Consider the following 22,883-nt stretch of genomic DNA (forward strand, 5'->3'; position numbering starts at 1 on the left):
TGCCATCATTTGCCAGAAAGTCATAGTGTTCACCACCTAATCAGCGTCTTATGTCGGGTGTATGACTTCAGCTTCTCGATGAACGCGCCGCTCCGCATCTGACTCGCGGACAGCCTTTTTTGGCCAAAGGTCTAGGCTCGTCACGGCGGACCACTCGCCCGTTAAGCTTCTCCCATGCCGGAAATCCGCGTTCTCATCGTCGATGACGATCCCCTGGTCCGCTCAGCGCTGTCGCACTTCGTGTCGCGTGACGCAGAGATCCAGGTCATCGGTGAAGCCGAATCCGGGCTCGAGGCGATTGCCTTCGTGGAGCGGGACATTCCGGACGTCATCATGATGGACGTGCAGATGCCGGAGATGAACGGGATCGAAGCGACCGCGGCCATCGCCGAGCGCTGGCCGGATGTCCGTGTCCTCGCTGTGACGACGCTCGAAGGCAGCGACACGGTGCTTCCGATGCTGAGCGCCGGCGCCTCTGGGTACATGCTCAAGGACTCCAGCGCCGAGAGCATCGTCGCCGGCGTGCGAGAAGTTCACAAGGGCGCCAGCTCACTCTCACCGAGGATCGCATCGATGCTCATCGCGCACGTTCGCGCAACCGAATCCACGGGAGCCGGGAGGACAGGCCCGCTCGCGGCTCTCACCGAGCGTGAGACGGAGGTTATGCACCGTCTCGCCGAGGGCATGTCGAACGCCGAGATCGCGCGTGCGCTCATCGTCTCCGAGGGCACGGTGAAGGCGCATCTGGGCAGCATCATGTCCAAATGGCAGATCCGCGACCGCGTGCAGATCATCGTCGCGGCCGCGCGCGCCGGGCTGGTCGACTTCCGCTGAAGCTCTCCAGGCATGCCTCGGGGAACGTTCTCCCGCGTCCATGATCGATCTCGCCCGTCTACGATCGAATGGCCACGCAAGCAGAAAGGCCCCCATGCCCGTCACCTCGCACGCTCTGAACCATGCCGAGGATCTCGCCGACTTCGTCGCCGCCTCTCCCTCGAGCTACCACGCCGCCGAAGAGGTCGCACGGCGCCTGGAAGCGGTCGGGTTCGAGCGACTGGACGAGACCGAGGCGTGGCCGACGCAGGCCGGCGGCCGCTTCGTCGTGGTGCGTGACGGCGCGGCGATCGGCTGGATCGTGCCGGCGGATGCCGCGCCCACGACGCCGGCGCAGATCTTCGGTGCGCACACCGACTCCCCCGGCTTCAAGCTCAAGCCGCGGCCGACCACCGGATCCCGCGGATGGCTGCAGGCCGGCGTCGAGGTGTACGGCGGACCGCTGCTGAACTCCTGGCTCGACCGCGAGCTCCGACTCGCCGGACGCCTCGCCCTCGCCGACGGCCGCGTCGTGCTGGCCGACACCGGACCTCTGCTCCGGCTGCCGCAGCTCGCCGTGCACCTCGACCGCGGCGTCAACAACGGCCTGGCACTGGACAAACAGAGCGAGACGCAGCCGGTGTGGGGCCTCGGCGACCCGACCGAGGAGGATCTGCTGGGCGAGCTCGCCGCATCGGCAGGTGTGAACGCCGCCGACATCCGCGGATTCGACGCGGTCGTCGCCGACTCGGCGCGCGGCGCGGTCTTCGGCAAGGACGACGCGTTCTTCGCGAGCGGACGGCTGGATGACCTGGCGTCGGTGCACGCCGGTGTCGTGGCACTCTCGGCACTCGCTGCTGAGGGCGCATCCGGGCAACGCGGCATCGCCGTTCTCGCCGCTTTCGATCATGAGGAGCTCGGCTCAGCCTCGCGCTCGGGCGCCGCCGGTCCCTTCCTGGAAGACGTCCTGGCGCGGGTGTACACCGGGCTCGGCGCCGACGACACCGACCAGCGTCGTGCGTTCGCGGCATCCTGGCACCTCTCCAGCGATGTCGGGCACTCTGTGCACCCGAACTACGCGCACAAGCACGATCCCGTCGTGCAGCCGCTGCTCGGGTCGGGACCGATCCTGAAGATCAACGCCAACCAGCGCTATGCGACGGATGCCATCGGCGCGGCCGCCTGGGCAGGCTGGTGCGAGAGCGCAGGGATCGCTTCGCAGGAGTTCGTCTCCAACAACGCGGTGCCGTGCGGCTCGACGATCGGACCGATCACGGCCACTCGCCTCGGCATCCGCACGGTCGATGTCGGCATCCCGATCCTGTCGATGCACTCGGCCCGAGAGCTCGCCGGCGTCGCCGACCTCCACTCGCTCGCGCGCGTGGCCGAGACGTTCTTCGCCGCCTGACCCCACTGGCACCGGCGCGGTGCCAATATGGGGGCATGTCAGAGAAGATCGCAGCGTCGCCGGGACTGATCGAGCGCGCCGGCATCGAGATCATCCCCGAATCCGAGCGCACCGCGAAGCCGCGCGACCTGTTCTGGCCGTGGTTCGCGGCGAACGTGTCGGTGTTCGGGATGTCGTACGGGTCGTTCGTGCTCGGCTTCGGAATCTCGTTCTGGCAGGCGACGATCGTGTCGGTCATCGGCATCGTGGTGTCGTTCCTGCTGTGCGGCCTGATCGCGATCGCCGGTAAACGCGGCTCCGCACCGACGATGGTGCTCTCGCGCGCAGCCTTCGGCGTGCAGGGCCAGAAGGTACCGGGCATCATCTCGTGGCTGACCTCGATCGGGTGGGAGACCTTCCTGGCGATCTTGGCGGTGCTCGCGACAGCCACTGTGATCACGCAGCTGGGAGGTGACGGCGAGAGCGTCGCCCTGCGGGTCATCGCGACGGTGATCGTCGCCGCGCTCATCGTCGCGGCATCCGTTCTCGGCTATCACACGATCATGAAGATGCAGTCCGTGCTCACCTGGATCACCGGCGTCGTGACAGTGCTCTACGTGATCCTCGCGTTCTCGCACATCGACTTCGGCGCTGTGCTCGCCCGCCCCGACGGCAGCCTCGGCCAGCTCATCGGTGCGCTGGTCATGGTCATGACAGGGTTCGGCCTCGGGTGGATCAACATCGCCGCCGACTGGTCGCGCTATCAGAAGCGCACCGCGTCCGACGGCGCGATCGTCTTCTGGAACACGATCGGCGGCTCGGTCGCACCGGTGATCCTCGTGATCTTCGGTCTGCTGCTCGGCGCCTCGAACGAGGATCTGCTGAACGCGATCGCCGCCGACCCGGTGGGGGCCCTCGCGACGATCCTGCCGATCTGGGTGCTCGTTCCGTTCCTGCTCACCGCGGTGCTCGCACTGGTCTCGGGCGCCGTGCTCGGCATCTACTCGTCCGGACTCACGCTGCTGAGCCTCGGCATCCGCATCCCCCGCCCATCAGCGGCGGCGATCGACGGTGTCATCCTCACGATCGGCACGATCTACGTCGTCTTCTTCGCGACCGACTTCCTCGGGCCGTTCCAGAGCTTCCTCATCACGCTCGGCGTGCCCCTCGCCTCGTGGGCCGGCATCCTCATCGCCGACATCCTGCGGCGCAAGAAGGACTACGACGAAGAGGCACTGTTCGATTCGAAGGGCCGCTACGGCGCCTGGGACTGGACGTCGATCATCACCATGGTCGTCACCAGCGTGATCGGATGGGGTCTGGTCGTCAACAACTTCGCGGCCGACGCTCCATGGAACAACTGGCAGGGCTACCTGCTGTTCCTCATCGGCGGTCGCGAAGGCGACTGGGCGTATGCGAACCTCGGCGTGTTCTTCGCCCTGGTGCTGTCGTTCCTGGTCACGTACTTCGCGCGGGCGGAGAAGATCCGTCGGCAGGAGCAGGTGTGAGCCCCTCCGCCGGCTCGGGGACAAACCCCTGGCTCGTCGTCATCGATCCGCAGAACATCTTCGCGTCACCCGATTCCGCCTGGGGCTCGCCGTTCTTCGCAGAGGCGATGCCGCGCATCCGCGCACTGGCGGCTGCTTTCGGCGACCGAGTGCTCGTCACGAGATGGATGCCGACGGCCGACCGCTCCACATCATGGGGCGACTACTTCGCCGCATGGCCGTTCGCCGATCGATCGCCGACCGATCCGCTCTTCGACCTGGTTCCCGAGGCGGCCTCCCTCTCGTCGCTGCCCACGCTCGACCTGCCCACTTTCGGGAAGTGGGGACCTGAGATCGAGCAGATCATCGGCCGCGGTGCATCCATCGTGCTCGCCGGCGTCTCGACCGACTGCTGCGTCATCTCGACGGCCTTGGCCGCAGCTGATGCCGGCGCCCGCCTCACCGTCGCCGCCGACGCCTGCGCGGGGTCGACAGCCGAGAATCACGCCGCGGCCTTCCAGGTGATGGGCCTGTATCCCCCGCAGATCACGCTGTCGACGACGGCCGAGGTGCTCGCCGGGTTGTGAGGGTGCTCGCCGGGGCGCGAGTTCGCGTCCGGCGGCACGACACTTCGGGGGCCGTCTGCACGGATGTCGGACAGATCCGCCCGATCCGGCCGACATCCGTGAATCGGGCCCCGAGCTGTCGCGGTCGAGCCTCACGTCATGTGGCACGGACGGCGGCGGCGATGTCGGACGGCGAGCCGTGCCACGGGGCGCCGTGACCGGGCAGAACCCAGGATGCCGATACGCCGGCGAGCCGGTCGAGGGAGCCGTCTGCGCCCTCGGGATCGTCCGTGAACGGAGCCGGCTGGGCACCGTCGCGTCCGGTCAGCACATGCCGGGTCGTGAGTGCGTCACCCACGAACACGGCATCCACGAGAGGAATGTGCACCGCGATGCTGCCGGGCGAGTGCCCCGGCATTCCGATGATCACCGGGGCGCCCGGCAGATCGAGCACGTCGCCGTCGGTAATCTCCTGCACCTCCTTGACGTAGATCGGGCGCAGCGCCTTCTTGCGGATGCCGTAGGCGAAGAAGCCCAGCATCGGTCCGAATCTCGACGGCCCCATCGGCGTCTTCGGCTTCACCCCGTGCGGGCACGCTCGGCGTCAGCGGCATGCACGTAGACGGGGACGCCGTACTCACTGCGCAGACGCTCGGCGAAGCCGATGTGGTCGCTGTCACCGTGCGTGAGGATCAGCCCCTTGATGTCGGAGAGCGGTCGGCCAAGGCTCGTCATCTCCTCCTGCAGGTCACGCCAGTGCCCAGGCATCCCCGCGTCGATCAGCGTGACGCCCTCCGGCGCATCGACGAGATATGAGGCGACGATGTCGTTGCCGAGGCGGTGCAGGTGCGGTGCGAGCTTCATGATGTCCTACCGATCGGTGTGGGCTGATGTTGCGATGGCTATGTTACGTAGCTATCATGGCTAATGTCAATAGCCTCAAACTCGCGACTCAGCGATTCACAACCGGAGAGAGCGCCATGCCCACACCAGACCGTACGTCGACTGCCGCCATCATCGACGCGGGGCGCGAGATCCTCGAGTCGACTGGAGCATCCGGCCTGACGATGCAGGCCGTCGCCGATCGCGTCGGAGTGCGCGCGCCCTCGCTGTACAAGCGGGTGCGGGACAGGGATGCGCTGCTCGCCGCCGTCACCGAGTCGATCGTCCACGACCTGGCGGTCGAGCTGGAAGAAGTGGAGCGCGAGACGGCTGAAGGCGAACGGATCGGCGATCCGCTGACCGGCCTGGCCACGACATACCGAACCTTCGCTCATGCTCATCCCGAAGGGTTCCGCCTCATGTTCACGGCATCCGCTCCTCTGGCGTCTCTCGACCGCGCGGCCGGTCCCGTCATCCGCGCGAGCGGTGCGATGGTCGGTGACGACGACGCACTGGATGCCGCGCGCCTCGTCACAGCATGGATGACCGGCTTCCTGCAGATGGAGTTGGCCGGAGCGTTCCGCCTCGGCGGGGACGTCGACCGGGCATTCGACTACGGATTGAACCGCATCGTGCGAAGCCTGGCGTCCGACGTTCTGCCACACTGATCCGTGGAGGGGAATCCATGACCACGATCACGCACGAGGACGACAGCGACGACCGCCCGAAGAAGGCGCATCGTCGCTGGTTCAAGACTCGAGTCACGCTCCTCATCATCATCGCGATAGCGATCGTGGTGGCGATAGTGGGAGCGATCACGCCGTGGCCCTCGGCCATGGTGATCCGCGCCGTCTTCACGCAGGGCGGGGACGCGACCGCCGCCGAGATGGACAAGCACGTCCCCGACACGAAGCTCACCGAGACGCTCGACGTCGCATACGCCGATGAGGGCGTCGACACGACGATGGACGTCTTCACACCGGCATCCGCCACCGGCCCCCTGCCCACGATCGTGTGGATCCACGGCGGAGCCTGGGTCTCAGGGTCGAAGGAGAACGTCGACCCCTACATGCGGATCCTCGCCGCCGAGGGATACACGACCATCGCCCTGAACTACACGCTGGGGCCGGAGGGCTTCTACCCGAAGGCCGTGCACCAGATCAACGACGCACTCGGCTACATCGACGAGCACGCAGCCGATCTGGGCGTCGACCCCACGCAGATCGTGCTCGCGGGTGACTCGGCGGGTGGACAGCTGGCCAGCCAGATGGCGACACTCATCACCAGCACCGACTACGCCGAGATCATGGACATCAAACCGGCGCTCGATGCAGATCAGGTCGTCGCCACCGTGTTGAACTGCGGCGTCTACGACCTCGCGGCACTCGCCGCGCTCGACGGCATCGTCGGCTGGGGTCTGAAGTCGTCGATGTGGGCGTATGCCGGCACCAAGACCTGGGCGGAGGACTCGTCGGGCGCGACGATGTCGACCGTGAACTGGGTGACCGAGGACTTCCCGACCACGTACATCTCCGGCGGCAACGGCGACGGACTCACCTGGCTGCAGTCGATCCCGATGGCCGACCGGCTGACCGAACTCGGGGTCGACGTGACGACGCAGTTCTGGCCGGCACCGCACGAACCGCAGCTTCCGCATGAGTATCAGTTCCACCTCGACATGCCGGATGCGCAGACGGCCCTGCAGAAGACGATCGACTTCCTCGACGCGCACACTACCCAGCCCTGACGCCTGAACGATCGTTCGGGATATCCTCAGGGATCATGGGCACAGACTCGACGGACACGGCCGGCACCACCGATCCCACCGGGAACGAGCGTCCCCTGGAGGACACGATCGTCACCGACCTGACCGGGCGGATGACGTACGGGTCGTACCTCGGACTGGACGAGCTGCTGAACGCGCAGCATCCCGTCAGCAGCCCTGAGCACCACGACGAGATGCTGTTCATCATCCAGCACCAGACCACAGAGCTCTGGCTGAAGCAGCTGCTGCACGAGCTCAGCTCTGCCCGTACCCTGCTGGCCAGCGACGACTTGCGCGAGGCACTGAAGCGGGTGGCGCGCGTCAAGCGCATCCAGGACGTCATGACGCAACAGTGGTCGGTGCTGGCGACCCTCACCCCGACCGAGTACGCGCAGTTCCGTGGCGCTCTGGGCAACTCGTCCGGGTTCCAGTCGGTGCAGTACCGAGCGGTGGAGTTCGCGCTCGGCAACAAGAACGAGCGGATGCTGCAGGTCTTCCGCGATCACCCGACGAACCTCGCACTGCTGAAGACCGAGTTCGAGCGACCGACGCTGTACGACGAGTTCCTGCGTTTCGCCTCCCGGCGCGGACTGCCGATCCCGACCGAGATCCTCGAGCGCGATGTGCGCGAACCGTACCGTCCGCATCCTTCGCTCGTGCCGGCGATCCGCGAGATCTACGAGAATCCGCAGACGCACTGGGATCTCTACGAGGCGTGCGAGGACCTCGTCGATCTCGAGGACAACTTCCAGTTCTGGCGTTTCCGGCACCTGAAGACCGTCACGCGCACGATCGGGATGAAGCCGGGCACTGGCGGATCCAGCGGCGTCGGATTCCTGCAGCGGGCGCTGGAGCTGACCTTCTTCCCCGAGCTCTATACGGTGCGCACCGAGATCGGGGCGTGATGCGGGCGGTCACGTTCTTCGCCGAAGGCCGCCTGCGGGAGGGCACGCTGACCGCGGATGCCGCGGGAGTCCGGCTCGTGCGTGGATCGGCTTCCGATGACGCTGCGCGCCTGGACGGCATCGTCACGGGTGCGTTCACCGACCATCACGTGCACCTGCAACTGGTCGATGCGCGCGGCCTCGTCGCAAGCCGGCTGGGGCGGGTCATCGACCTCGGCGCGAACGTCGACGCCATCAGGAAGATCGCGCTCTCAGGAGCAGTCGAGGTCGAGTACGCCGGCCCGTTCCTCACCGCCGTCGGCGGGTATCCGTCCGACCGAGAATGGGCACCGGAGGGCGCGGTGCGAGAGGTGCGGGATGCCGTCGACGCCGCTGCCGTGATCGGGTCACTGGCCGATGCCGGGGTCAGTTGGATCAAAGTCGTCGGGAACAGCGACGCCGGTCCGGTGCTCGACGATGCGCTGCTTCGTACGATCGTGCTCGAAGCCGCTGAACACGGCCTGCCGGTCGTCGCGCACGCCGAGGGCGCCGGGCAGGCGCAGCGAGTGGCACGATTGGGCGTCGCGCGTCTGGCGCACTCGCCCTTCACGGAACGGCTGAGCGATGACGAGGTCGAGGAGCAGGCGGCATCCGTCTCGTGGGTCTCGACCATGGCCGTCCACGAGGACGAGGCCTACGAGAACGTCGTCGACAACGTGCGGCGGTTCGTCGCGTTCGGCGGCGACCTGGTCTACGGCAGCGACATGGGCAACGGCCCCACGCCGGTCGATCTGCGAGACAGCGAGCTCGAAGCGCTGCGTGAGGCAGGCGTCGAGGGGCTCTCGCTTCTACGAGCGCTCGCGCCGCTCGACCCGCTGCGCGCCGGTGCCGACCTGCTCCTTCTCCCCCGAGGAGATCCGGCCGGCGCCCGCCGCATCACTCCCGCCGATCTGGAGGCCTGACATGACCGATCTCATCGCCGAAGCCCAGGGCCTCGACGCCGCTGACCCGCTCGCTGGGCACCTCTCGGCGTTCGTCGACGCCCCCGGAGTCAGCGCATATCTCGACGGCAACTCCCTCGGCCGCCCGTTGCGCTCGCTCCCCGACCGGCTTGCGCAGTTCGTGCGCGACGACTGGGGCACCCGCCTCATCCGGTCGTGGGACGAGCAGTGGATGGATCTGCCGACCCAGCTGGGCGACCGCATCGGACGGGTCGCGATCGGCGCTGCAGCGGGCCAGACGGTCGTCGCCGATTCGACGACCGTGCTGCTGTACAAGCTCATGCGGGCGGCCGTCGCAGCCGTTCCGAGCCGATCGGAGATCCTCATCGAGGAGGGGAACTTCCCCACCGATCGGTTCGTGGCCGAGGGCATCGCCGCCGAACGCGGGCTGACGGTGCGCTGGCTCGCCGTCGATCCTGTCCACGGTGCGCAGGTCGAGGATGTGGCAGCGGCAGTATCGGATCAGACAGCCCTCGTCGTGCTCAGTCATGTCGACTACCGCTCGGGAGCGCTTGCGGACATGAAGTCGATCACGGATGCCGTGCACGAGGCAGGCGCGCTAATGCTCTGGGACCTGTGCCACTCGGCCGGCGTGATCCCGATCGAACTCGATGCCTGCGGCGTCGACCTCGCGGTCGGATGCACGTACAAGTACCTGAATGGCGGGCCGGGCTCCCCCGCTTTCGCGTATGTGAATGAACGTCATCACGGCGTGCTGCGCCAGCCGATCCAGGGATGGATGGGGGCGGGTGACGTATTCGCCATGTCGTCCGCGTATGCACCGGCCGACGGCATCCGGCAGTTCATCAGCGGCACGCCACCGGTGCTCGGAATGCTGGCGATGCAGGGCATGCTCGATCTGATCGAGACTGCGACGATCGACGGTGTGCGTGCGAAGTCGAAGACCCTCACGGACTTCGCAGTGCAGGCGCTCGATGAGGTGCTCGCGCCACTCGACGTGCGGCTGCTGAGTCCGCGGGACGCCGAGAAGCGCGGCGGGCACGTGACGATCGGGCATCCCGACTTCGCCGAGGTGACCAAGGCTCTCTGGGCTGACGGCGTGATCCCGGACTTCCGTTTCCCCGACGGCATCCGCCTCGGCCTGTCGCCGCTGAGCACCTCGCACGAGGAAGTGCTCAGCGGCGTGCTGGCAGTGCGCGACGCGCTGCGCGGCTGAAGCGCGAGACTCAGCCGGCCGGGCTGAGGGTTCATGCCGCGACGGTCGACGCCTCCGCGAGATCGACAGTTGAGCGCAGAGCGATCGGTGGCAGCAGCGCCACCGCCACCAACCCGATGCTCGAGATTCCAGTGGCGACGAGGAAGACCAGAGAAGCACCCTGCGAATAGAGCTCGGACAGTGCCGAGGTCGCGACACTGTCGACGGCCGGAACATACCCGGCCACGATGGCCCCGAAAAGCGCAAGCCCCACGGTGGACCCGAGCGTTCGGCAGAAGATGATCGTGCCGCTGACGGCGCCGACGTCCCGGACGCTCGTGGCATTCTGCGCAATCAGGATGAGGTTGGTCACCGTCATTCCGAGGCCGGCACCGACAAGAGAAGATGCGACGACCACCCACCACAATGGCGTGGACGGAGTCAGCGGGACGAGGGCGGCGTTGCCAAGGAGCACGAGGATCACGCCCGCCAGAAGATAGCGACGGATCAATCCGGAACGAGTGCTGAGTCGACCGACGAGGAGAGCCGCGACGAAGGTCGCGAGAGCCATGGGCATGAGAAGAACTCCAGCGATCAGCGCGTCCAGACCTCGACCGAGTTGAAGATACTGCGTCACGAAGATCGTGCCACCGAACATCGATGCGCCGACCGACAAGCTTGCGACAGCGGCGAGGGCCGGCACTCGTCCGGCAAGAGCGCGCAGCGGCACGATCGCATCCTTCGCCCGCCATTCCCACCATCCGGCCACTGCGAGGACGATGACGCTGACGCCGAGCCAGAGAAGCGACGCCGAAGACAGAAACGGCAGGCCCTTGCCGACGAACGATATCCAGCCGAGCAGACCAGTCAGTCCCAGAACCAGGAGTACAGCACCGAGAAGATCTACTCGGCCTTCGGACGGCGCCACCGCATTGGGCAGCACAGCGTGAACGATGATCGCAGCGATGATTGCCACCGGGACACCAAGGAGGAAGCACAGTCTCCAGCCGATCCCTGGCACACCGACGAGAAGCGCTCCGACCAGAGGGCCGGAAACCGTTGCGCCGATCTGAGATACGGCCATCACCCCGTTGACCTGAGCGCGCAGCCTCGGCACGACGAGGCGGGCGGCAAGCGCCTGAGTGAGAGCGATGTGGCCACCGATTCCAATCCCCTGGATCACACGCGCAGCGATGAGCAGGTCGGCGGACGGTGCCAGTCCGCACAGCAGTGCGCCCACCGTATAGAAGCCGAGGGACCACTGCAGCACGGTCTTGGCATCGAAGATGTCGCCGAGTCTCCCCCACAATGGAGTCGTGACGGCCGCGGCGAGCGCGGTGGTGACGAACATCCAGGTGTAGTGCAGCGTCGTGCCGTCGATCTCCTTCGTGATCGCCGGCAGCGCGGTAGCGATGATGGTGCCGCTCATCATGCCGACGAATTGGACCAGCATCAGCACGCCGAGCTGGGTCCACAATCGACGGCTGTGCAACGCCGTGAGCGCGGGCGAAGTCGGGGGCCGAGCCGATATCCGGCCCGGCCCCTTGGAGAAGAGACTCACGTCAGACGGCCGCAGCGAGCGCCGCCGCCCCCACATTCGCGCGCTGGAGCGGGAACTCAGGTACTCCGGTGACTTCGGTGCCCCACGAGCGCTGCACATCTTCGACCATCGCCACCGTGCCGAAGAGGAACTCGATCGAGTACAGCGCATGCCAGTAGCGGCTGGGCTCTGCCTCGCCTGTCGCATCGGCAACCACGTACGTGTCGTAACCGCGGGCGTGCGCCTCTCGGGCGGTGGTCTCGACGCAGATGTTCGTCGTCACCCCGCAGATCACGACGCTGCGGGTACCGAGGCCCACCAGCAGCGGCTCAAGCCGCGTGCCGTAGATCGCGCCGGGCCTGGACTTGTCGACGATGTACTCGGTGTCGAGCGGCGCGAGCTCATCGATGATCTGGACATCCATGCTGTTCTCGTGCATTCGACGGGCCGGCGCCGGCTTCTTCAATGCGCGACCGCGGCGAGGCAGCGCATCGGCGTGGTCATAGAGGTTCGTGGCGCGCGTATAGATCACCGGCACTCCAGCCGCACGTGCCGACTCGACCAGCGCGACGCATCCGGGGACCGCCATCGCGAACGGATCCTGTGTCGGAGCGATACCGAGCGAGTACTCCTCGCGGATGAACCCGTTCTGCATGTCGATCACGATGAGGGCGACGTCACTCGCTGCGACGTCCACCGGTTCGCCGTCTGCACCGTTCATCCAGCTGTCGAAGGTCTTCAAAGGTCTCTTCCTCTCACTCAGGGGCGTGCTGTCTTCGGGGGTGATGCTGATCATGAGGCCGCTGCCTCGAGCCAGGCGAGCATCTCGACGTTCGCACCGCGCTTCAGCGGGTATCCGGGCACTCCGGTGACCGGGACATCCCAGGAGCGCTGCACGTCTTCGACGGTGGCGACCGTTCCGAAGATGAACTCGATCGTGTAGAGCGCATGCCAGTGCCTGCTGAGCTCGGCCTCTCCGACCGCATCCTCGATCACGTACGTCTTGTACCCGCGCTGGCTTGCGTCGCGTGCCGTCGTCTCCACACAGATGTTCGTCGTCACCCCGCAGATCACGACGGACCGGATGCCGCGCGCTGTCAGATACGGCTCCAATCTCGTGCCGTAGAACGCACTGGGTCGCGACTTGTCGAGCACGATCTCGCCGTCGATCGGTGCGAGTTCGTCGACGATCTCGATATCCACGGTGCCGGCCACCAGACGCGGAGACAGCGCGGTGCCCTCCGCTCGGCCTGCAGGGTCAAGCTGATCCTCGTTGCCGGGCAGATAGGCGTACCGCGTGTAGATCACCGGAACGCCGGCGGCGCGAGCGGCCTCGACGAGCTTCACGGATCCGGGAAGCGCCGCCGCGAACGGTTCTTGGGTCTCTGCGATGCCGAGCGAGTACTCCTCACGGAGGAACGCGTTCTGCATATCGATGACGCTCAAGGCGACATCGGATGCCGGGACGTCGACGGGCGACGAATACTCCCCGCCCAGCCATCCTTCGAAGGTCTTGCGAGCCATGCTGGCTCCTTTCTGTTCGTTGTTCCGGAGTTCGATGGCGACCGAGGTCGCCATCGAAGATCATTGATCGACGTCGGCGTCCTTCATGATGAAGAGGCCGTCAGGACGCGGCTCCCATGACACCTCGGGGTTCAGCCCATATGCGGCATCCGGCGAGTAAAGCGGAGCAACGTACGCGTTGTCCTGGTTCACCGCCCAGATCTGGGAAATGACGTCGAGCCGCGCATCGTCCGCGACTGCCTTCTGGTCCACGACGAGTTGCTCGATCGTCGCGTCGTCGAAGTAGTTCGTCGCCTCCGCCGAGAAGAGGAACCTCAGCGGGAGTCCGGCATCGAGGATCGATGGGGAGAACTGACCGAGGAAGAGCCCGGAAAGCCCGTGCTCACGGTTGACGATGTCGTAGCTGGCGTTGTCCGTCCCCTCCAATGTGACGTTGATGCCCACTTCGTCGAGCTGGCCCGCGATCGCCTGCGCGATCTCGGCGCCCATCGGGATGACGCCGTCCAGGGCGTACTGGAAGGGGATCTCCTCGCCGGCATAGCCGGACTCGACGAGTGCGGCCTTCGCCGCTTCCTGGTCGAACTCCAGTGGTTCCAGCGAGTCGGAGAACCCGATGACGGTAGGGGCGACGAGCTGGCTGTTGGCCTGCGCATTGCCGCTGAGGATCGTCTCGACGATCGCGTCCCGGTCGATGGCGTAGGAGACGGCGCGCCGCAGTGCAGCATCGGCAAGAGGGCCGGTCTCGGTATTGAAGCCGAGATAGACGACCTGGTGGCTGGGGACGCTGACCACGTCCGCGCTGCCCGTGTTCTTCACCGCGTCGATCTGCGCAGTCGGGATGGCTGCGATGTCGACGGTGCCGGATTGCACACCGGTGACTCGCGCATCGTCGGCCGGAACGGGGACGAAATCGACGGAATCGAGCAGCGGGGCTCCGCCGAAGTAGTCATCGAACTTCGTGACGACGACAGACTGCCCGCGCTTCCAGCTCTCGAACCGGAACGGCCCTGAACCCACTGGCGCCTCGTTGAATGCGGCGGCGCCGACCTCCTCATAGACCGCCTGCGGGACGATCGAGATGAGCGTCGTCTGCCGCGGCCATTCAGAGAAGGGAGTGGAGAGGGTGAAGCGGACGTGCGTGTCGTCAACCGCTTCCACCGACACCATGTCGGTCAACCACAGCTGGCGATTGCTGTCGGGTTCGGCGAGGACCTCCTCGAAGGAGAACACGACGTCGGCAGCCGTCATCGAAGAGCCATCGTGGAACAGGATGTCGTCGCGCAGAGTGAAGTCCCAGACGGTGAAGTCCGCGTTGGATGACCATTCAGTCGCGGCGCGCTCGATGACACTGCCGTCGACGTCGATCTCGGCCAGCTGGTCGAAGAGGTTGTACTCCAGGCTCAGTGCTCCGAAAGAGCCTCCGATGACGGGGTTGAGGTTCTCCGGATCTTGAGCGATCGCCACTGTGACGGTCTTGTCCCCTCCGCTGCTCGAGGGTGCGCCGCCGTTCGAGGCACAGGAGGTGAGGGTGGCGATGGCGACGGCCGAGGCAAGTGCGGCCAACGCCCATCTGTTGCGGGTGCGGGACATGAGGCTCCAATCGGGGGAAGTTGCAGTGCGAGGATGCGAGAGAATGCTCAGCCGGACCGACGTCTGGGGTCGGGAACCGGAATCGCGTCGAGAAGCGTGCGGGTGTATTCCTCCTGCGGGTCGTTGAAGATCGCCCGCGTCGGGCCCTGCTCGACGATGACGCCGCGGCGCATCACGGCGACGCGGTGGGAAACATGGCGGACGACGGAGAGGTCGTGCGCGACGAACAGGTAGGCGACGCCCAGTTCGCGCTGCAGTTGCGCGAGCAGGTTGATGATCTGCGCCTGGATGGAGACGTCGAGAGCGGAAACCGGCTCGTCGAGGATCACCAGGCGCGGATGCAGAGCGAGCGCCCTGGCGATGCCGATGCGCTGGCGTTGGCCCCCGGAGAATGCCGAGGCCCTTCGCGATGCGTACTCCCAGGGAAGCCCCACCCAGTCGAAGAGCTCGCGTACGCGACTCTCGGAATACTGGCGGTTCAGCCAGAGCGGCTCGCCGACGATGCGCTTCGCAGTCATCCGAGGATCCAACGAAGAGTACGGATCCTGGAACACGACCTGCGCGTTGGCCCTGGCCCGAGCACGTTCTTTGCTCGCCCAGGCGTTGACATCTGCGCCCATGACACGGACCGAACCGGACGTCGGCTGGTGCAGGCCGAGGATCGTGCGTACGAGGGTCGACTTCCCGCAACCGGACTCGCCGACCAGTCCGACGGTCTCACCCGCCGCGACGTGAAGTGAGACACCGTCGACCGCGCGGAAGCTCTCGGTGCGCAAGCCGACCCGCTTGGCGAAGTGCTTTCGCACGTCCATGACTTCCAGGGCAAGCGCACCATCGTCATTGCGCTGAGGTTCATCCGGGAGCCTGCGAAGTCTGCGTCGTTCGCTGAGGGTGGTCATGATGCCTTCGCCTCCTGGATAGGTGCCGCTGCTGCGAAGTCCCGAGCGACGGGAAGCCGTCCGTCCTCGAGCGGCAGGAAGCACGAGACAGAACCGCGAGCGTCCTGCGCGAGGCGCGGAGCGGTACCGCATTCGGTGCGATCTCTGCCGACGATGCAGCGCGGCTGGAACGGGCATCCTTCTCCGCGCGTAGCCGGCGTCGGCGGCTGACCGGGAATCGCATAGGCAAGCCCCCCGTCGTCGCCCTCGAGACTGAGAACGCTCGCGAGGAGGCCGGCGGTGTACGGATGGCGCGGCGATTCGAAGATCCCGAACACGTCCTGCATCTCGACGATCCGGCCGCTGTACATCACGGCGACCCGATCAGCGACCTGCGCGACCAGGCCGAGGTCGTGCGTGATGAGGATCATCGCTGAGTCCGACTCGGCCCTGGACCGTGCCAGAACCTTCATCACCTGGGCCTGGATCGTGACATCGAGGGCGGTCGTCGGCTCGTCTGCGATGAGCAGTGCAGGGTCGTGCGCCATGGCACCGGCGATCAGGGCTCGCTGACGCATTCCGCCCGACCATTGGTGTGGGTAGTCGCGGGACTTTCCGGCAGGATCGGGGATCCCGACGCTGTCCAGCAGTTCCAGAACCCTCTCACGTGCCTGCGCACGTGAGAGACCCCGATCGTGCAGACGGATGCCCTCGGCCAGCTGAGTGCCGACCCGCCTGACCGGATTGAGCGTCGTCATCGGGTCCTGGAACACCATGGCCAGTTCCCCGCCGCGGATGCCGTTGAGCTGCCGCTCGGATAGTTCGGTGAGCTCTGTACCGCGGAAGCGGATGGAGCCGGAGTCCACCCAGGTGCCCGGCGGGAGCAGTCCCATCACGGCGAGCATCGTGATCGACTTTCCCGATCCGGACTCGCCCACAAGGCTGAGGACTTCGCCCGGTGCGATCTCGAGGCTGACGCCGTCGACGAGGGTGAGTTCGCCGGTGGGGGTTTCGGCCTTGACGACCAGGTCGGTGATGCGCAGAACCGGTTCGGTGCTCATCGACGGCCCGCCTTTCTCACAGAGGCGACGGATTCGGTGGTGAAACGTTGGCTGAGGAACTGCATGCCGGCGACAAGGAGGAACAGGGCGATGCCGGGAAGAATCACCAGCATCGGGTTGATCTGCAGGTACTTCTGCCCCTCGGTGATCATCGCTCCCCAGCTCGGAACCGGCGGCTGCACCCCGAGTCCGAGGTAGTCGAGAGACGACTCGATGCAGACGATGACGGCAATGTCGAAGGACGCGATGACCACCATCTGCGAGATCACCTGAGGGAGAACATGCGTGAACACGGTGCGGCCGTGCGAGCCGCCCTGGGTGAGAGGGGCGACGACGAAGTCCCGATCACGCAGGCCCATGGCCAGCGCCCTGGCCACCCGAGCGTAGCCGACCCAGTATGTGAGCCCGAGCGTGATCACCATGAGCTGCGTGCTGGGCCCGAATACCGCGGAGAGCGCGATCAGGAGGATCACCACCGGCATCGCCAGCTGCACGTCGGAGATGGAACCCAGGACGGTGTCGAGCCAGCCACCGCGGTATCCGGCTATGAGTCCGACGGTGATGCCGATGACGAAGTTGAGCGCAACGACGATCGCAGCGATGCCGACCGAGACGAGTCCCGCGAGAGCCAGCCGGGAGAGCACATCTCGGCCGAGCGAGTCCGTGCCCAGCGGATGCGCGGCAGAGGCGAACGGCGGCAGCATCGCGTCAGAGAGACTCTGCGCGAATGGATCATAGTTCGGCAAGAACGGCACGACGGTGACGAGCAGGACGATCACAGCGAGAAGGGAGATGCCGACGCGCATCGGCACGGTCCCCTGTGGGCGGCGCGTGCGCGCCTTCGGGCGACGACGCAGGCGGCCCGGCAGCAGCACGCGAGGGGCAGCGACGGTCATGACAGCCTCACTCTCGGGTCGATGGATGCGGTGATGAGATCGACGACGAGGTTCACAGCGACGAAGAACACGGCGACGACGGCGAGACCGCCGAGAACGACTGGGAAGTCACGACCGTTCACGGCTTGCAGGAGGACCTGCCCCATGCCAGGCCAGGCGAACACGGATTCGACGATGACGGTTCCGCCGAGCAACCCGCCGAGGTTGAGACCGGCGATGGTCAGGACGGGCACGAGCGCGTTCGGAGTCATCTGGCGGATGACGACTGCCGAATGGGCCTGGCCTCTGGCGTAACTGGCGCGGACGTAGTCGAGTCCCTGCTGTTCTCCCAGCGCCGAACCGATGAGCCGGAGGTAGAGCGCGAACTGCGCTGTCGCAAGGCACGCGACGGGCAGGATCAGGCTCTGCGGACCCTGGTTGCCGAGAGACGGGAGCATCCTCAACAGCACCGAGAACACGAAGGCGAGGAGGACCCCGAAGAGGAAGTCCGGGACCGCTTGCCGCAGCGACCCGATCCACAGAAGGCTCAGCCTCAACCAGTTCCAGCGGGTGATGAAGATCAGGAGAGCAACCAAGAGCGCAGCCCCGAGCCCGATCACGAACGATGTGATCGCAAGCTGAAAAGTCGCGGGGACGCGGTCGATCAGCAGGTCCAGTGCGGGAACGTTCTGTCGGTATGAGTCGCCGACCGTACCGCGGAAGACTCCGGCGAGGAAGTCTCCGTACTGCATGAGGAGCGGACGATCGAATCCCAGGTTCGCGTTGAACGCGTTGATCTCGGCTTCGGTTGCACCTTCGGGAAGGATGAGCGCGCCCGGCTTTCCGCTGAGCCGGCCAAGGAAGAAGCCGATGGTCAGCACGACGAACACGGTGATCAGCGCTTGAGCCAGCTTCCGAACGACATATCTCGGCATGTCTCTCCTCTCTGTGATGAAGCTCTTCATCGAGCGGATTGATAAACATCGGACATATTCGGGTAATGCCGATCTTGGGGCACATCACAAGGTGAATGGGTTTCCGAAATGTAAACTTCGGCGCTCAAATATGTTTCTTGAGGTCGTCGATGGGCCTCCAGCAAGTCCTCGCAGAAAACATTGGACATATTCGGATTGCAACGGTTATCGTTCAGGAAAACGATCACAAGGAGCACGGATGCCAGCCGAGACAGACCTGGAGGTAGCCCGCATCCGGCCTGCCTATGATCAGGTCGCCAGCCAGCTGAAGCTACTGATCCTGAACGGATCGCTCGCTCCCGGCGAGCGCTTGCCCGCGGAATCGTCGCTTGCAGCGGCATTCGGAGTTTCGCGAAACACCGTTCGTGAAGCACTGCGGATGCTGAGCTCGGCAGGTCTCGTTCGGACCGAGCGCGGGGTCACCGGAGGAACGTTCGTCGCGCAGATCGAACTGGACGACGTCAGTGAGTTTCTCGAATCCCGGCTCGGGCTTCTTGTCGGAAGCGACAGCATCTCCCCCGCGGAACTCACCGAAGCACGCATCATGCTCGAAGTGCCGTGTGCGAGACAAGCCGCTCTCCGGCGCTCCGAAGAAGACCTCGACGAGTTGCAGACGCTCGTCGACGCCGAGCGGGACGACCGCACCGGCTGGAGCCGAGGCGAGCACAGCCATGAGTTCCACCTGCGCCTGCTCCGCGCGACAGGCAACACCGTCCTCGAGTTGATGCTGGCTCCGGTCTTGTCGATCTCTCGCCCGAACATGCTGCAACCGAAACCCGGTACCTGGGATGCTGCGAACGACGATCATGCCCGCATCCTCGATGCGGTCAGGCGTCGCGATGCTGAAGAGGCTGCGCGTCTCACTCTCGAGCATCTGCATCGCGTGCGAGAGATCAACGATCCGAACTACCTGGGCGACCTGAACCCCTGAGTCATCCCCGACAGCGCCGTCGGTCATCAACCCCGAAGAAAGGACGCAACACCATGACCGAAATCACAACCTCCGCTGTCACGATCACGCCGGAACTCGCTCGAAAGTGGATGAATATCGCCCTGGCCGAGGCAGACGCTGGTGCCGCGGAGGGCGGGCAGCCGATCGGATCGGTGCTTATCGGAGCCGACGGCGAAGTCCTTGGTCTCGGCCGCAACCGCTTCGCGCAGCGCGGCGATGTTTCGGCACATGCAGAGACCGAGGCTTTCTCCGATGCACCGTATCAAGAGTCCTACGAGGGAACGACGATGGTCACCACCGCGGAGCCGTGCTGGTACTGCTCGGGCCTCATCCGACAGTTCGGCATCTCTCGCGTCGTGATCGGCGCCGGCACCGGAACCGGTGGTGCCGCCTGGCTCGAGGAGCTCGGCCGCGAAGTGCACCGCATCAACGACCCCCGTTCGCTGGAGTTCCTCGAAGGACTGCGGGCCGGCTGGAAGAAGTAGTCCCAGCCAGCCCTGGCGGCTGAAGCGCGAGACTCAGCCGGCGACCGCCCTGAGGAAACCGGCCACGTTCTCCTGCAGCCTCAGGATGCGCAGTTCGCGCGCCGTCTCCCGATCGAACCCCTCGTAGGCGAGCGGCGGCAGCCGGCGCACATTGTGCGAGCAGCCGAACTCCGCGCAGACCAGTGTGCCGATCGTGTCGCCCTTGCGTCCGGCGGCGCCTGCTTTGCGTGCCGAATACAGCTGCACGTCGTTGCGCAGGGTGACATCCTCGCACCACGAGCACTGCGCGCGCATGAGCACGCGCTGCTCGGCACGCTGCAGGAGCACCCCGACGAGTGTGTCGTCGACCTCGGTGACGACGTACGCGCGCCGGGGGAACTTGGCGTCGGACCAGCCGAGGTAGTCGATCCGGTCGAAGTCGATCTCGGTGAAGCCCTGCGGGAGAGACACGGAGGAGACCTCTTTGCGAGAGGCGTTGATGAAGGAGGCGCGGATGGCGCGCTCGTCGATGGGACGCATGGGAAGAACTGCTTTCTGATGTGAGGTGAGAAGGTCACGGCATCCGTCAGAGGGATGCCCGGTATGACGAGTCACCGGCGACGGGGGTTCCGCCTCCGGCTCGCACTCAGCCTCTGCCGCCGGCGCTCGACGCGCCTGCAACCGCCTTCCGCGCCCTCAGGGCGCACATCGAGAACAGCACCCGGCGAGTTTACACCCGCTCGACGATGGCGGCGAGGGAAGCCGCGACCCGGACGACGGGCTCGAGGGACTCCTCCTCGCCGACCGTGATGCGGATGCCATCCTCACCGTACGCGCGGACGATGAGGCCCGCGTCCGCGAATTCCGCACGCGCTCGTGCCGTGCCGGGGCCGGTGGGCAGCCACACGAAGTTCGCCTGCGATCGGGGAATCGTCCAGCCCGACTCACGGAGCATCTGCGCGAGCCGATCGCGCCGCTCGGCGATCACCTTCACCCGCTCGAGCAGGGACTGCTCGGCGTCGAGACTGGCCAGCGCCGCCTCCTCGCCCTGCGCGGTTACGGAGAGCGGGATGCCCGCGATGCGCGCAGCCTCGAGCACGCGAGGATGCCCCACCGCGTAGCCCACGCGCAGCCCCGCCAGTCCGTACGCCTTGGAGAACGTGCGCAGCACGACCACGTTCTCGTGACCGGAGGCAATGACGCGCCGTCCATCGACGACGCCGGCATCCGTCACGAACTCGATATAGGCCTCGTCGAGCAGCACGAGCACGCCCGGCGGCACCCTCGCGAGGAACGCATCGAACGCAGTCTGCGTCACAGCCGTCCCCGACGGGTTGTTGGGGCTGCAGACGACGATGATCCGCGTGCGCTCCGTGACGGCGTCTGCCATGGCGTGGAGGTCGTGACGCTCATCCGCGTCCAAGGGCACCGCGACCGGCACAGCCCCGGAGATGTCAGCCATCCAGGGATATCCGTCGAATGAGCGCCAGGCGAAGAGTATCTCGTCGCCCGGTTCGCACAGCGCCAGCGCGAACTGCAGCAGCAGCGAAGTGGAGCCTGCGGCGACATGCACGGCATCTCCGGCGACGCCGAAGCGCTCGGCGATCCGCGCGCGCAACCGCGGCGCCGATGCGTCCGGGTAGCGGTTGAAGGAGACGGTCCGGTGCGCGGCATCCACGACGCCGGGCAACGGGCCGAACGGATTCTCGTTGCTGGAGAGCTTGAACGCATCCCGTCCCGCCTGGGCACCCTGCTGGTACGCGGACCGTGCGGCGATCCGGGCGCGCACCGCGATCGGCGGCGCATCCGACCAGGGCCGCATCAGGCGCGCTCCAGTCGTCGCCATGCGAGTTCGGCGAGCACGGATGCCTGCTCTCCGAGCACCGAGTCGTCGAACACCGCGCGTTCGGAGTGCAGGGGCCCGGAGCCGGCGTCGGGTGCAGCGCCGAGGAACACCAGAGTTCCCGGCACCTCGTCGAGCACGTACGCGAAATCCTCCGAGGCCATCGACGGCGTCTCGAGGCGGGTGACGCGCTCTGAGCCGACCAGTTCATCGAGCACGTCGAGCACGAAGGCCGTCTCGGCTGGATCGTTGTACGTCACCGGGTACGAGGCGATGAACTCGCTCTCCAGGGTGCAGCCGTTCGCGACGGCGATGCCCTCGAGCATGAGCGGGAGCTGCTCGCGGACCGTTTCCAGCGTCGGCTTCGAGAGGGTTCTGATGTTCGCCTCCAACTGCACCTCGGCCGCCAGCACATTGCTCGCGGCCGAGTCGCTGCTCAATCGGGTGATCGAGATCACCGCCTGATCGGTGGCGGGAAGGCGACGAGCAGCGAAGGTCTGGACGGCGAGGATGAGCTGGGCGGCGACAGGGACGGGATCGATGCCGTTCTGCGGGAACGCGGCGTGCCCGCCGGTTCCGCGCAGCGTCATGCGCAGCGCGGACGCGCTGGCCATCATCGAGCCTTGTCGGGTGACGAGCTGCCCGCGCTCGAGTGTGCATTCGACGTGGATCGCGTAGGCCGCGACCGGGCGCTCACCCGCGGCATCCAGCACACGCTCCTCGAGCATGATCCGGCCGCCGGCCTGCCCCTCCTCCCCTGGTTGGAACATGAAGACGACGGTACCGGGGAGCTCTTCGCGGCGCGCGACGAGCAGGCGGACCGCGCCGAGGAGGCCGGCCATGTGCAGATCGTGTCCGCACGCGTGCATGCGCCCGGAGGTCGAGGCGAACTCCAGCCCGGTGGCTTCGTGGACGGGAAGGCCGTCCATGTCGGCGCGCAGCAGCACGACCGGTCCGGCCCTGCCGCCGCGGAGCACCGCGGTCACCGAGGTGAGAGCAGTGCCGGTCGTGATCTCCAGCCCGAGCCCGGCGAGTTCACGCAGGAGCACCTCTTGCGTGCGCGGCAGGTCGAGTCCAAGCTCGACCACCTGATGCAGCTCGCGTCTGACCGCGACCAGGTTGTCCTGTAGTGCTGCGGCATCCGCCTCGAATCGCGTCATCGGAACAGCATCCTCTCGCCGAGCACTGGCACGGCGTCCAGGTGGTCCGAGCGTATTCAGCGGGAACGAACCTGAGAATGT

At 66.3% G+C, this 22,883-nt stretch carries 24 protein-coding genes; 11 read left to right on the plus strand and 13 right to left on the minus strand.

Translation table 11 applies throughout. From position 1 onward, the window contains the following. The first annotated feature begins 174 nt into the window (after positions 1-174). The 4 genes from QFZ46_RS04235 (at position 175) to QFZ46_RS04250 (ending at position 4,274) form a co-directional block, all read left to right on the plus strand. Positions 175-834 carry a response regulator gene (locus tag QFZ46_RS04235; protein WP_307358611.1) on the plus strand — a complete coding sequence of 220 codons (660 nt, stop codon included), beginning with the start codon at positions 175-177 and terminating at the stop codon, positions 832-834. A 94-nt stretch (positions 835-928) separates the two neighbouring features. Beyond that, positions 929-2,221, plus strand: a complete 1,293-nt coding sequence (locus tag QFZ46_RS04240) for a M18 family aminopeptidase (RefSeq protein ID WP_307358613.1) — start codon at positions 929-931, stop codon at positions 2,219-2,221. A gap of 35 nt (positions 2,222-2,256) precedes the next feature. After that, the gene (locus QFZ46_RS04245; protein WP_307358615.1) at positions 2,257-3,708 is read left to right on the plus strand and encodes a purine-cytosine permease family protein; all 1,452 of its coding nucleotides are present in this window, start codon (positions 2,257-2,259) and stop codon (positions 3,706-3,708) included. Next, positions 3,705-4,274 (plus strand): cysteine hydrolase family protein, encoded by a 570-nt coding sequence (locus tag QFZ46_RS04250; RefSeq protein ID WP_307358617.1) that lies wholly within the window; start codon positions 3,705-3,707, stop codon positions 4,272-4,274. Before QFZ46_RS04245 ends, QFZ46_RS04250 begins: the two co-directional genes overlap by 4 nt. 136 nt (positions 4,275-4,410) lie before the next feature. Here the strand turns inward: QFZ46_RS04250 and QFZ46_RS04255 are convergent, their stop codons facing one another. Together QFZ46_RS04255 and QFZ46_RS04260 are read right to left on the minus strand one after the other, a co-directional pair. Continuing rightward, entirely contained in the window at positions 4,411-4,836 is a 426-nt protein-coding gene (locus QFZ46_RS04255) for an MBL fold metallo-hydrolase (RefSeq protein ID WP_307358619.1), read from the minus strand. Continuing rightward, positions 4,833-5,117, minus strand: a complete 285-nt coding sequence (locus tag QFZ46_RS04260) for an MBL fold metallo-hydrolase (protein ID WP_307358621.1) — start codon at positions 5,115-5,117, stop codon at positions 4,833-4,835. The genes QFZ46_RS04255 and QFZ46_RS04260 overlap by 4 nt, the downstream gene beginning before the upstream one ends. A gap of 116 nt (positions 5,118-5,233) precedes the next feature. Between QFZ46_RS04260 and QFZ46_RS04265 the strand changes: the two genes are divergently transcribed. The 5 genes from QFZ46_RS04265 to QFZ46_RS04285 are packed head-to-tail and all read left to right on the plus strand — an operon-like array spanning position 5,234 to position 9,962. Then, complete coding sequence (locus QFZ46_RS04265; protein WP_307358624.1) at positions 5,234-5,803, plus strand: TetR/AcrR family transcriptional regulator; 570 nt, start codon at positions 5,234-5,236, stop codon at positions 5,801-5,803. 17 nt (positions 5,804-5,820) lie between these two features. Then, entirely contained in the window at positions 5,821-6,882 is a 1,062-nt protein-coding gene (locus QFZ46_RS04270) for an alpha/beta hydrolase (protein WP_307358626.1), read from the plus strand. Between the two features lie 35 nt (positions 6,883-6,917). Next, positions 6,918-7,805 (plus strand): tryptophan 2,3-dioxygenase, encoded by an 888-nt coding sequence (locus QFZ46_RS04275; RefSeq protein WP_307358627.1) that lies wholly within the window; start codon positions 6,918-6,920, stop codon positions 7,803-7,805. After that, on the plus strand, positions 7,802-8,746 hold the full coding sequence (locus tag QFZ46_RS04280) for a hydrolase (protein ID WP_307358629.1): 945 nt from the start codon (positions 7,802-7,804) through the stop codon (positions 8,744-8,746). Before QFZ46_RS04275 ends, QFZ46_RS04280 begins: the two co-directional genes overlap by 4 nt. Before the next feature lies 1 nt (position 8,747). Beyond that, positions 8,748-9,962: a kynureninase gene (locus QFZ46_RS04285; protein WP_307358632.1), complete on the plus strand. Its 1,215-nt coding sequence runs from the start codon at positions 8,748-8,750 to the stop codon at positions 9,960-9,962. Between the two features lie 31 nt (positions 9,963-9,993). Here the strand turns inward: QFZ46_RS04285 and QFZ46_RS04290 are convergent, their stop codons facing one another. From QFZ46_RS04290 to QFZ46_RS04325, 8 genes are all read right to left on the minus strand, one after another. After that, positions 9,994-11,418 (minus strand): MFS transporter, encoded by a 1,425-nt coding sequence (locus QFZ46_RS04290; protein WP_307358635.1) that lies wholly within the window; start codon positions 11,416-11,418, stop codon positions 9,994-9,996. 85 nt (positions 11,419-11,503) lie between these two features. After that, positions 11,504-12,223, minus strand: a complete 720-nt coding sequence (locus QFZ46_RS04295) for a cysteine hydrolase family protein (RefSeq protein WP_307358636.1) — start codon at positions 12,221-12,223, stop codon at positions 11,504-11,506. 50 nt (positions 12,224-12,273) lie between these two features. Then, positions 12,274-13,005, minus strand: a complete 732-nt coding sequence (locus QFZ46_RS04300; protein WP_307358638.1) for a cysteine hydrolase family protein — start codon at positions 13,003-13,005, stop codon at positions 12,274-12,276. A gap of 60 nt (positions 13,006-13,065) precedes the next feature. After that, positions 13,066-14,595 (minus strand): ABC transporter substrate-binding protein, encoded by a 1,530-nt coding sequence (locus QFZ46_RS04305; RefSeq protein ID WP_307358639.1) that lies wholly within the window; start codon positions 14,593-14,595, stop codon positions 13,066-13,068. 47 nt (positions 14,596-14,642) lie between these two features. Then, the gene (locus QFZ46_RS04310; protein ID WP_307358641.1) at positions 14,643-15,494 is read right to left on the minus strand and encodes an ATP-binding cassette domain-containing protein; all 852 of its coding nucleotides are present in this window, start codon (positions 15,492-15,494) and stop codon (positions 14,643-14,645) included. Then, on the minus strand, positions 15,491-16,534 hold the full coding sequence (locus tag QFZ46_RS04315; RefSeq protein WP_307358644.1) for an ABC transporter ATP-binding protein: 1,044 nt from the start codon (positions 16,532-16,534) through the stop codon (positions 15,491-15,493). Before QFZ46_RS04315 ends, QFZ46_RS04310 begins: the two co-directional genes overlap by 4 nt. Continuing rightward, the gene (locus QFZ46_RS04320) at positions 16,531-17,430 is read right to left on the minus strand and encodes an ABC transporter permease (protein ID WP_307358646.1); all 900 of its coding nucleotides are present in this window, start codon (positions 17,428-17,430) and stop codon (positions 16,531-16,533) included. Before QFZ46_RS04320 ends, QFZ46_RS04315 begins: the two co-directional genes overlap by 4 nt. Continuing rightward, a complete protein-coding gene (locus QFZ46_RS04325; RefSeq protein WP_307358649.1) occupies positions 17,427-18,344 on the minus strand; it encodes an ABC transporter permease in 918 nt (305 codons plus the stop codon). The genes QFZ46_RS04320 and QFZ46_RS04325 overlap by 4 nt, the downstream gene beginning before the upstream one ends. A 16-nt stretch (positions 18,345-18,360) precedes the next feature. Between QFZ46_RS04325 and QFZ46_RS04330 the strand changes: the two genes are divergently transcribed. Both QFZ46_RS04330 and QFZ46_RS04335 read left to right on the plus strand, forming a co-directional pair. Beyond that, on the plus strand, positions 18,361-19,314 hold the full coding sequence (locus QFZ46_RS04330) for a FadR/GntR family transcriptional regulator (protein ID WP_307358652.1): 954 nt from the start codon (positions 18,361-18,363) through the stop codon (positions 19,312-19,314). A 53-nt stretch (positions 19,315-19,367) separates the two neighbouring features. Beyond that, on the plus strand, positions 19,368-19,820 hold the full coding sequence (locus tag QFZ46_RS04335) for a nucleoside deaminase (RefSeq protein ID WP_307358655.1): 453 nt from the start codon (positions 19,368-19,370) through the stop codon (positions 19,818-19,820). Between the two features lie 33 nt (positions 19,821-19,853). Here QFZ46_RS04335 and QFZ46_RS04340 read toward each other — a convergent pair whose 3' ends face one another. From QFZ46_RS04340 to QFZ46_RS04350, 3 genes are all read right to left on the minus strand, one after another. Continuing rightward, positions 19,854-20,339 (minus strand): FBP domain-containing protein, encoded by a 486-nt coding sequence (locus QFZ46_RS04340; protein WP_307358659.1) that lies wholly within the window; start codon positions 20,337-20,339, stop codon positions 19,854-19,856. 190 nt (positions 20,340-20,529) lie between these two features. After that, entirely contained in the window at positions 20,530-21,645 is a 1,116-nt protein-coding gene (locus tag QFZ46_RS04345; RefSeq protein ID WP_307358662.1) for a histidinol-phosphate transaminase, read from the minus strand. Continuing rightward, positions 21,621-22,802 carry a M20 metallopeptidase family protein gene (locus QFZ46_RS04350; protein ID WP_307358665.1) on the minus strand — a complete coding sequence of 394 codons (1,182 nt, stop codon included), beginning with the start codon at positions 22,800-22,802 and terminating at the stop codon, positions 21,621-21,623. Before QFZ46_RS04350 ends, QFZ46_RS04345 begins: the two co-directional genes overlap by 25 nt. Positions 22,803-22,883: the final 81 nt, after the last annotated feature.

Origin of the sequence: Microbacterium murale (genome assembly GCF_030815955.1) — a bacterium.
Lineage (GTDB): Bacteria > Actinomycetota > Actinomycetes > Actinomycetales > Microbacteriaceae > Microbacterium > Microbacterium murale_A.

Bases quoted from the DNA above. Each gene is read 5' to 3' on its own strand.
- QFZ46_RS04235 (WP_307358611.1), top strand. From the start codon at position 175: ATGCCGGAAATCCGCGTTCTCATCGTCGATGACGATCCCCTGGTCCGC.
- QFZ46_RS04240 (WP_307358613.1), top strand. From the start codon at position 929: ATGCCCGTCACCTCGCACGCTCTGAACCATGCCGAGGATCTCGCCGAC.
- QFZ46_RS04245 (WP_307358615.1), top strand. From the start codon at position 2,257: ATGTCAGAGAAGATCGCAGCGTCGCCGGGACTGATCGAGCGCGCCGGC.
- QFZ46_RS04260 (WP_307358621.1), bottom strand. From the start codon at position 5,117: ATGAAGCTCGCACCGCACCTGCACCGCCTCGGCAACGACATCGTCGCC.
- QFZ46_RS04265 (WP_307358624.1), top strand. From the start codon at position 5,234: ATGCCCACACCAGACCGTACGTCGACTGCCGCCATCATCGACGCGGGG.
- QFZ46_RS04270 (WP_307358626.1), top strand. From the start codon at position 5,821: ATGACCACGATCACGCACGAGGACGACAGCGACGACCGCCCGAAGAAG.
- QFZ46_RS04275 (WP_307358627.1), top strand. From the start codon at position 6,918: ATGGGCACAGACTCGACGGACACGGCCGGCACCACCGATCCCACCGGG.
- QFZ46_RS04285 (WP_307358632.1), top strand. From the start codon at position 8,748: ATGACCGATCTCATCGCCGAAGCCCAGGGCCTCGACGCCGCTGACCCG.
- QFZ46_RS04300 (WP_307358638.1), bottom strand. From the start codon at position 13,005: ATGGCTCGCAAGACCTTCGAAGGATGGCTGGGCGGGGAGTATTCGTCG.
- QFZ46_RS04305 (WP_307358639.1), bottom strand. From the start codon at position 14,595: ATGTCCCGCACCCGCAACAGATGGGCGTTGGCCGCACTTGCCTCGGCC.
- QFZ46_RS04310 (WP_307358641.1), bottom strand. From the start codon at position 15,494: ATGACCACCCTCAGCGAACGACGCAGACTTCGCAGGCTCCCGGATGAA.
- QFZ46_RS04315 (WP_307358644.1), bottom strand. From the start codon at position 16,534: ATGAGCACCGAACCGGTTCTGCGCATCACCGACCTGGTCGTCAAGGCC.
- QFZ46_RS04320 (WP_307358646.1), bottom strand. From the start codon at position 17,430: ATGACCGTCGCTGCCCCTCGCGTGCTGCTGCCGGGCCGCCTGCGTCGT.
- QFZ46_RS04325 (WP_307358649.1), bottom strand. From the start codon at position 18,344: ATGCCGAGATATGTCGTTCGGAAGCTGGCTCAAGCGCTGATCACCGTG.
- QFZ46_RS04330 (WP_307358652.1), top strand. From the start codon at position 18,361: ATGAAGCTCTTCATCGAGCGGATTGATAAACATCGGACATATTCGGGT.
- QFZ46_RS04335 (WP_307358655.1), top strand. From the start codon at position 19,368: ATGACCGAAATCACAACCTCCGCTGTCACGATCACGCCGGAACTCGCT.
- QFZ46_RS04340 (WP_307358659.1), bottom strand. From the start codon at position 20,339: ATGCGTCCCATCGACGAGCGCGCCATCCGCGCCTCCTTCATCAACGCC.
- QFZ46_RS04345 (WP_307358662.1), bottom strand. From the start codon at position 21,645: ATGGCGACGACTGGAGCGCGCCTGATGCGGCCCTGGTCGGATGCGCCG.
- QFZ46_RS04350 (WP_307358665.1), bottom strand. From the start codon at position 22,802: ATGACGCGATTCGAGGCGGATGCCGCAGCACTACAGGACAACCTGGTC.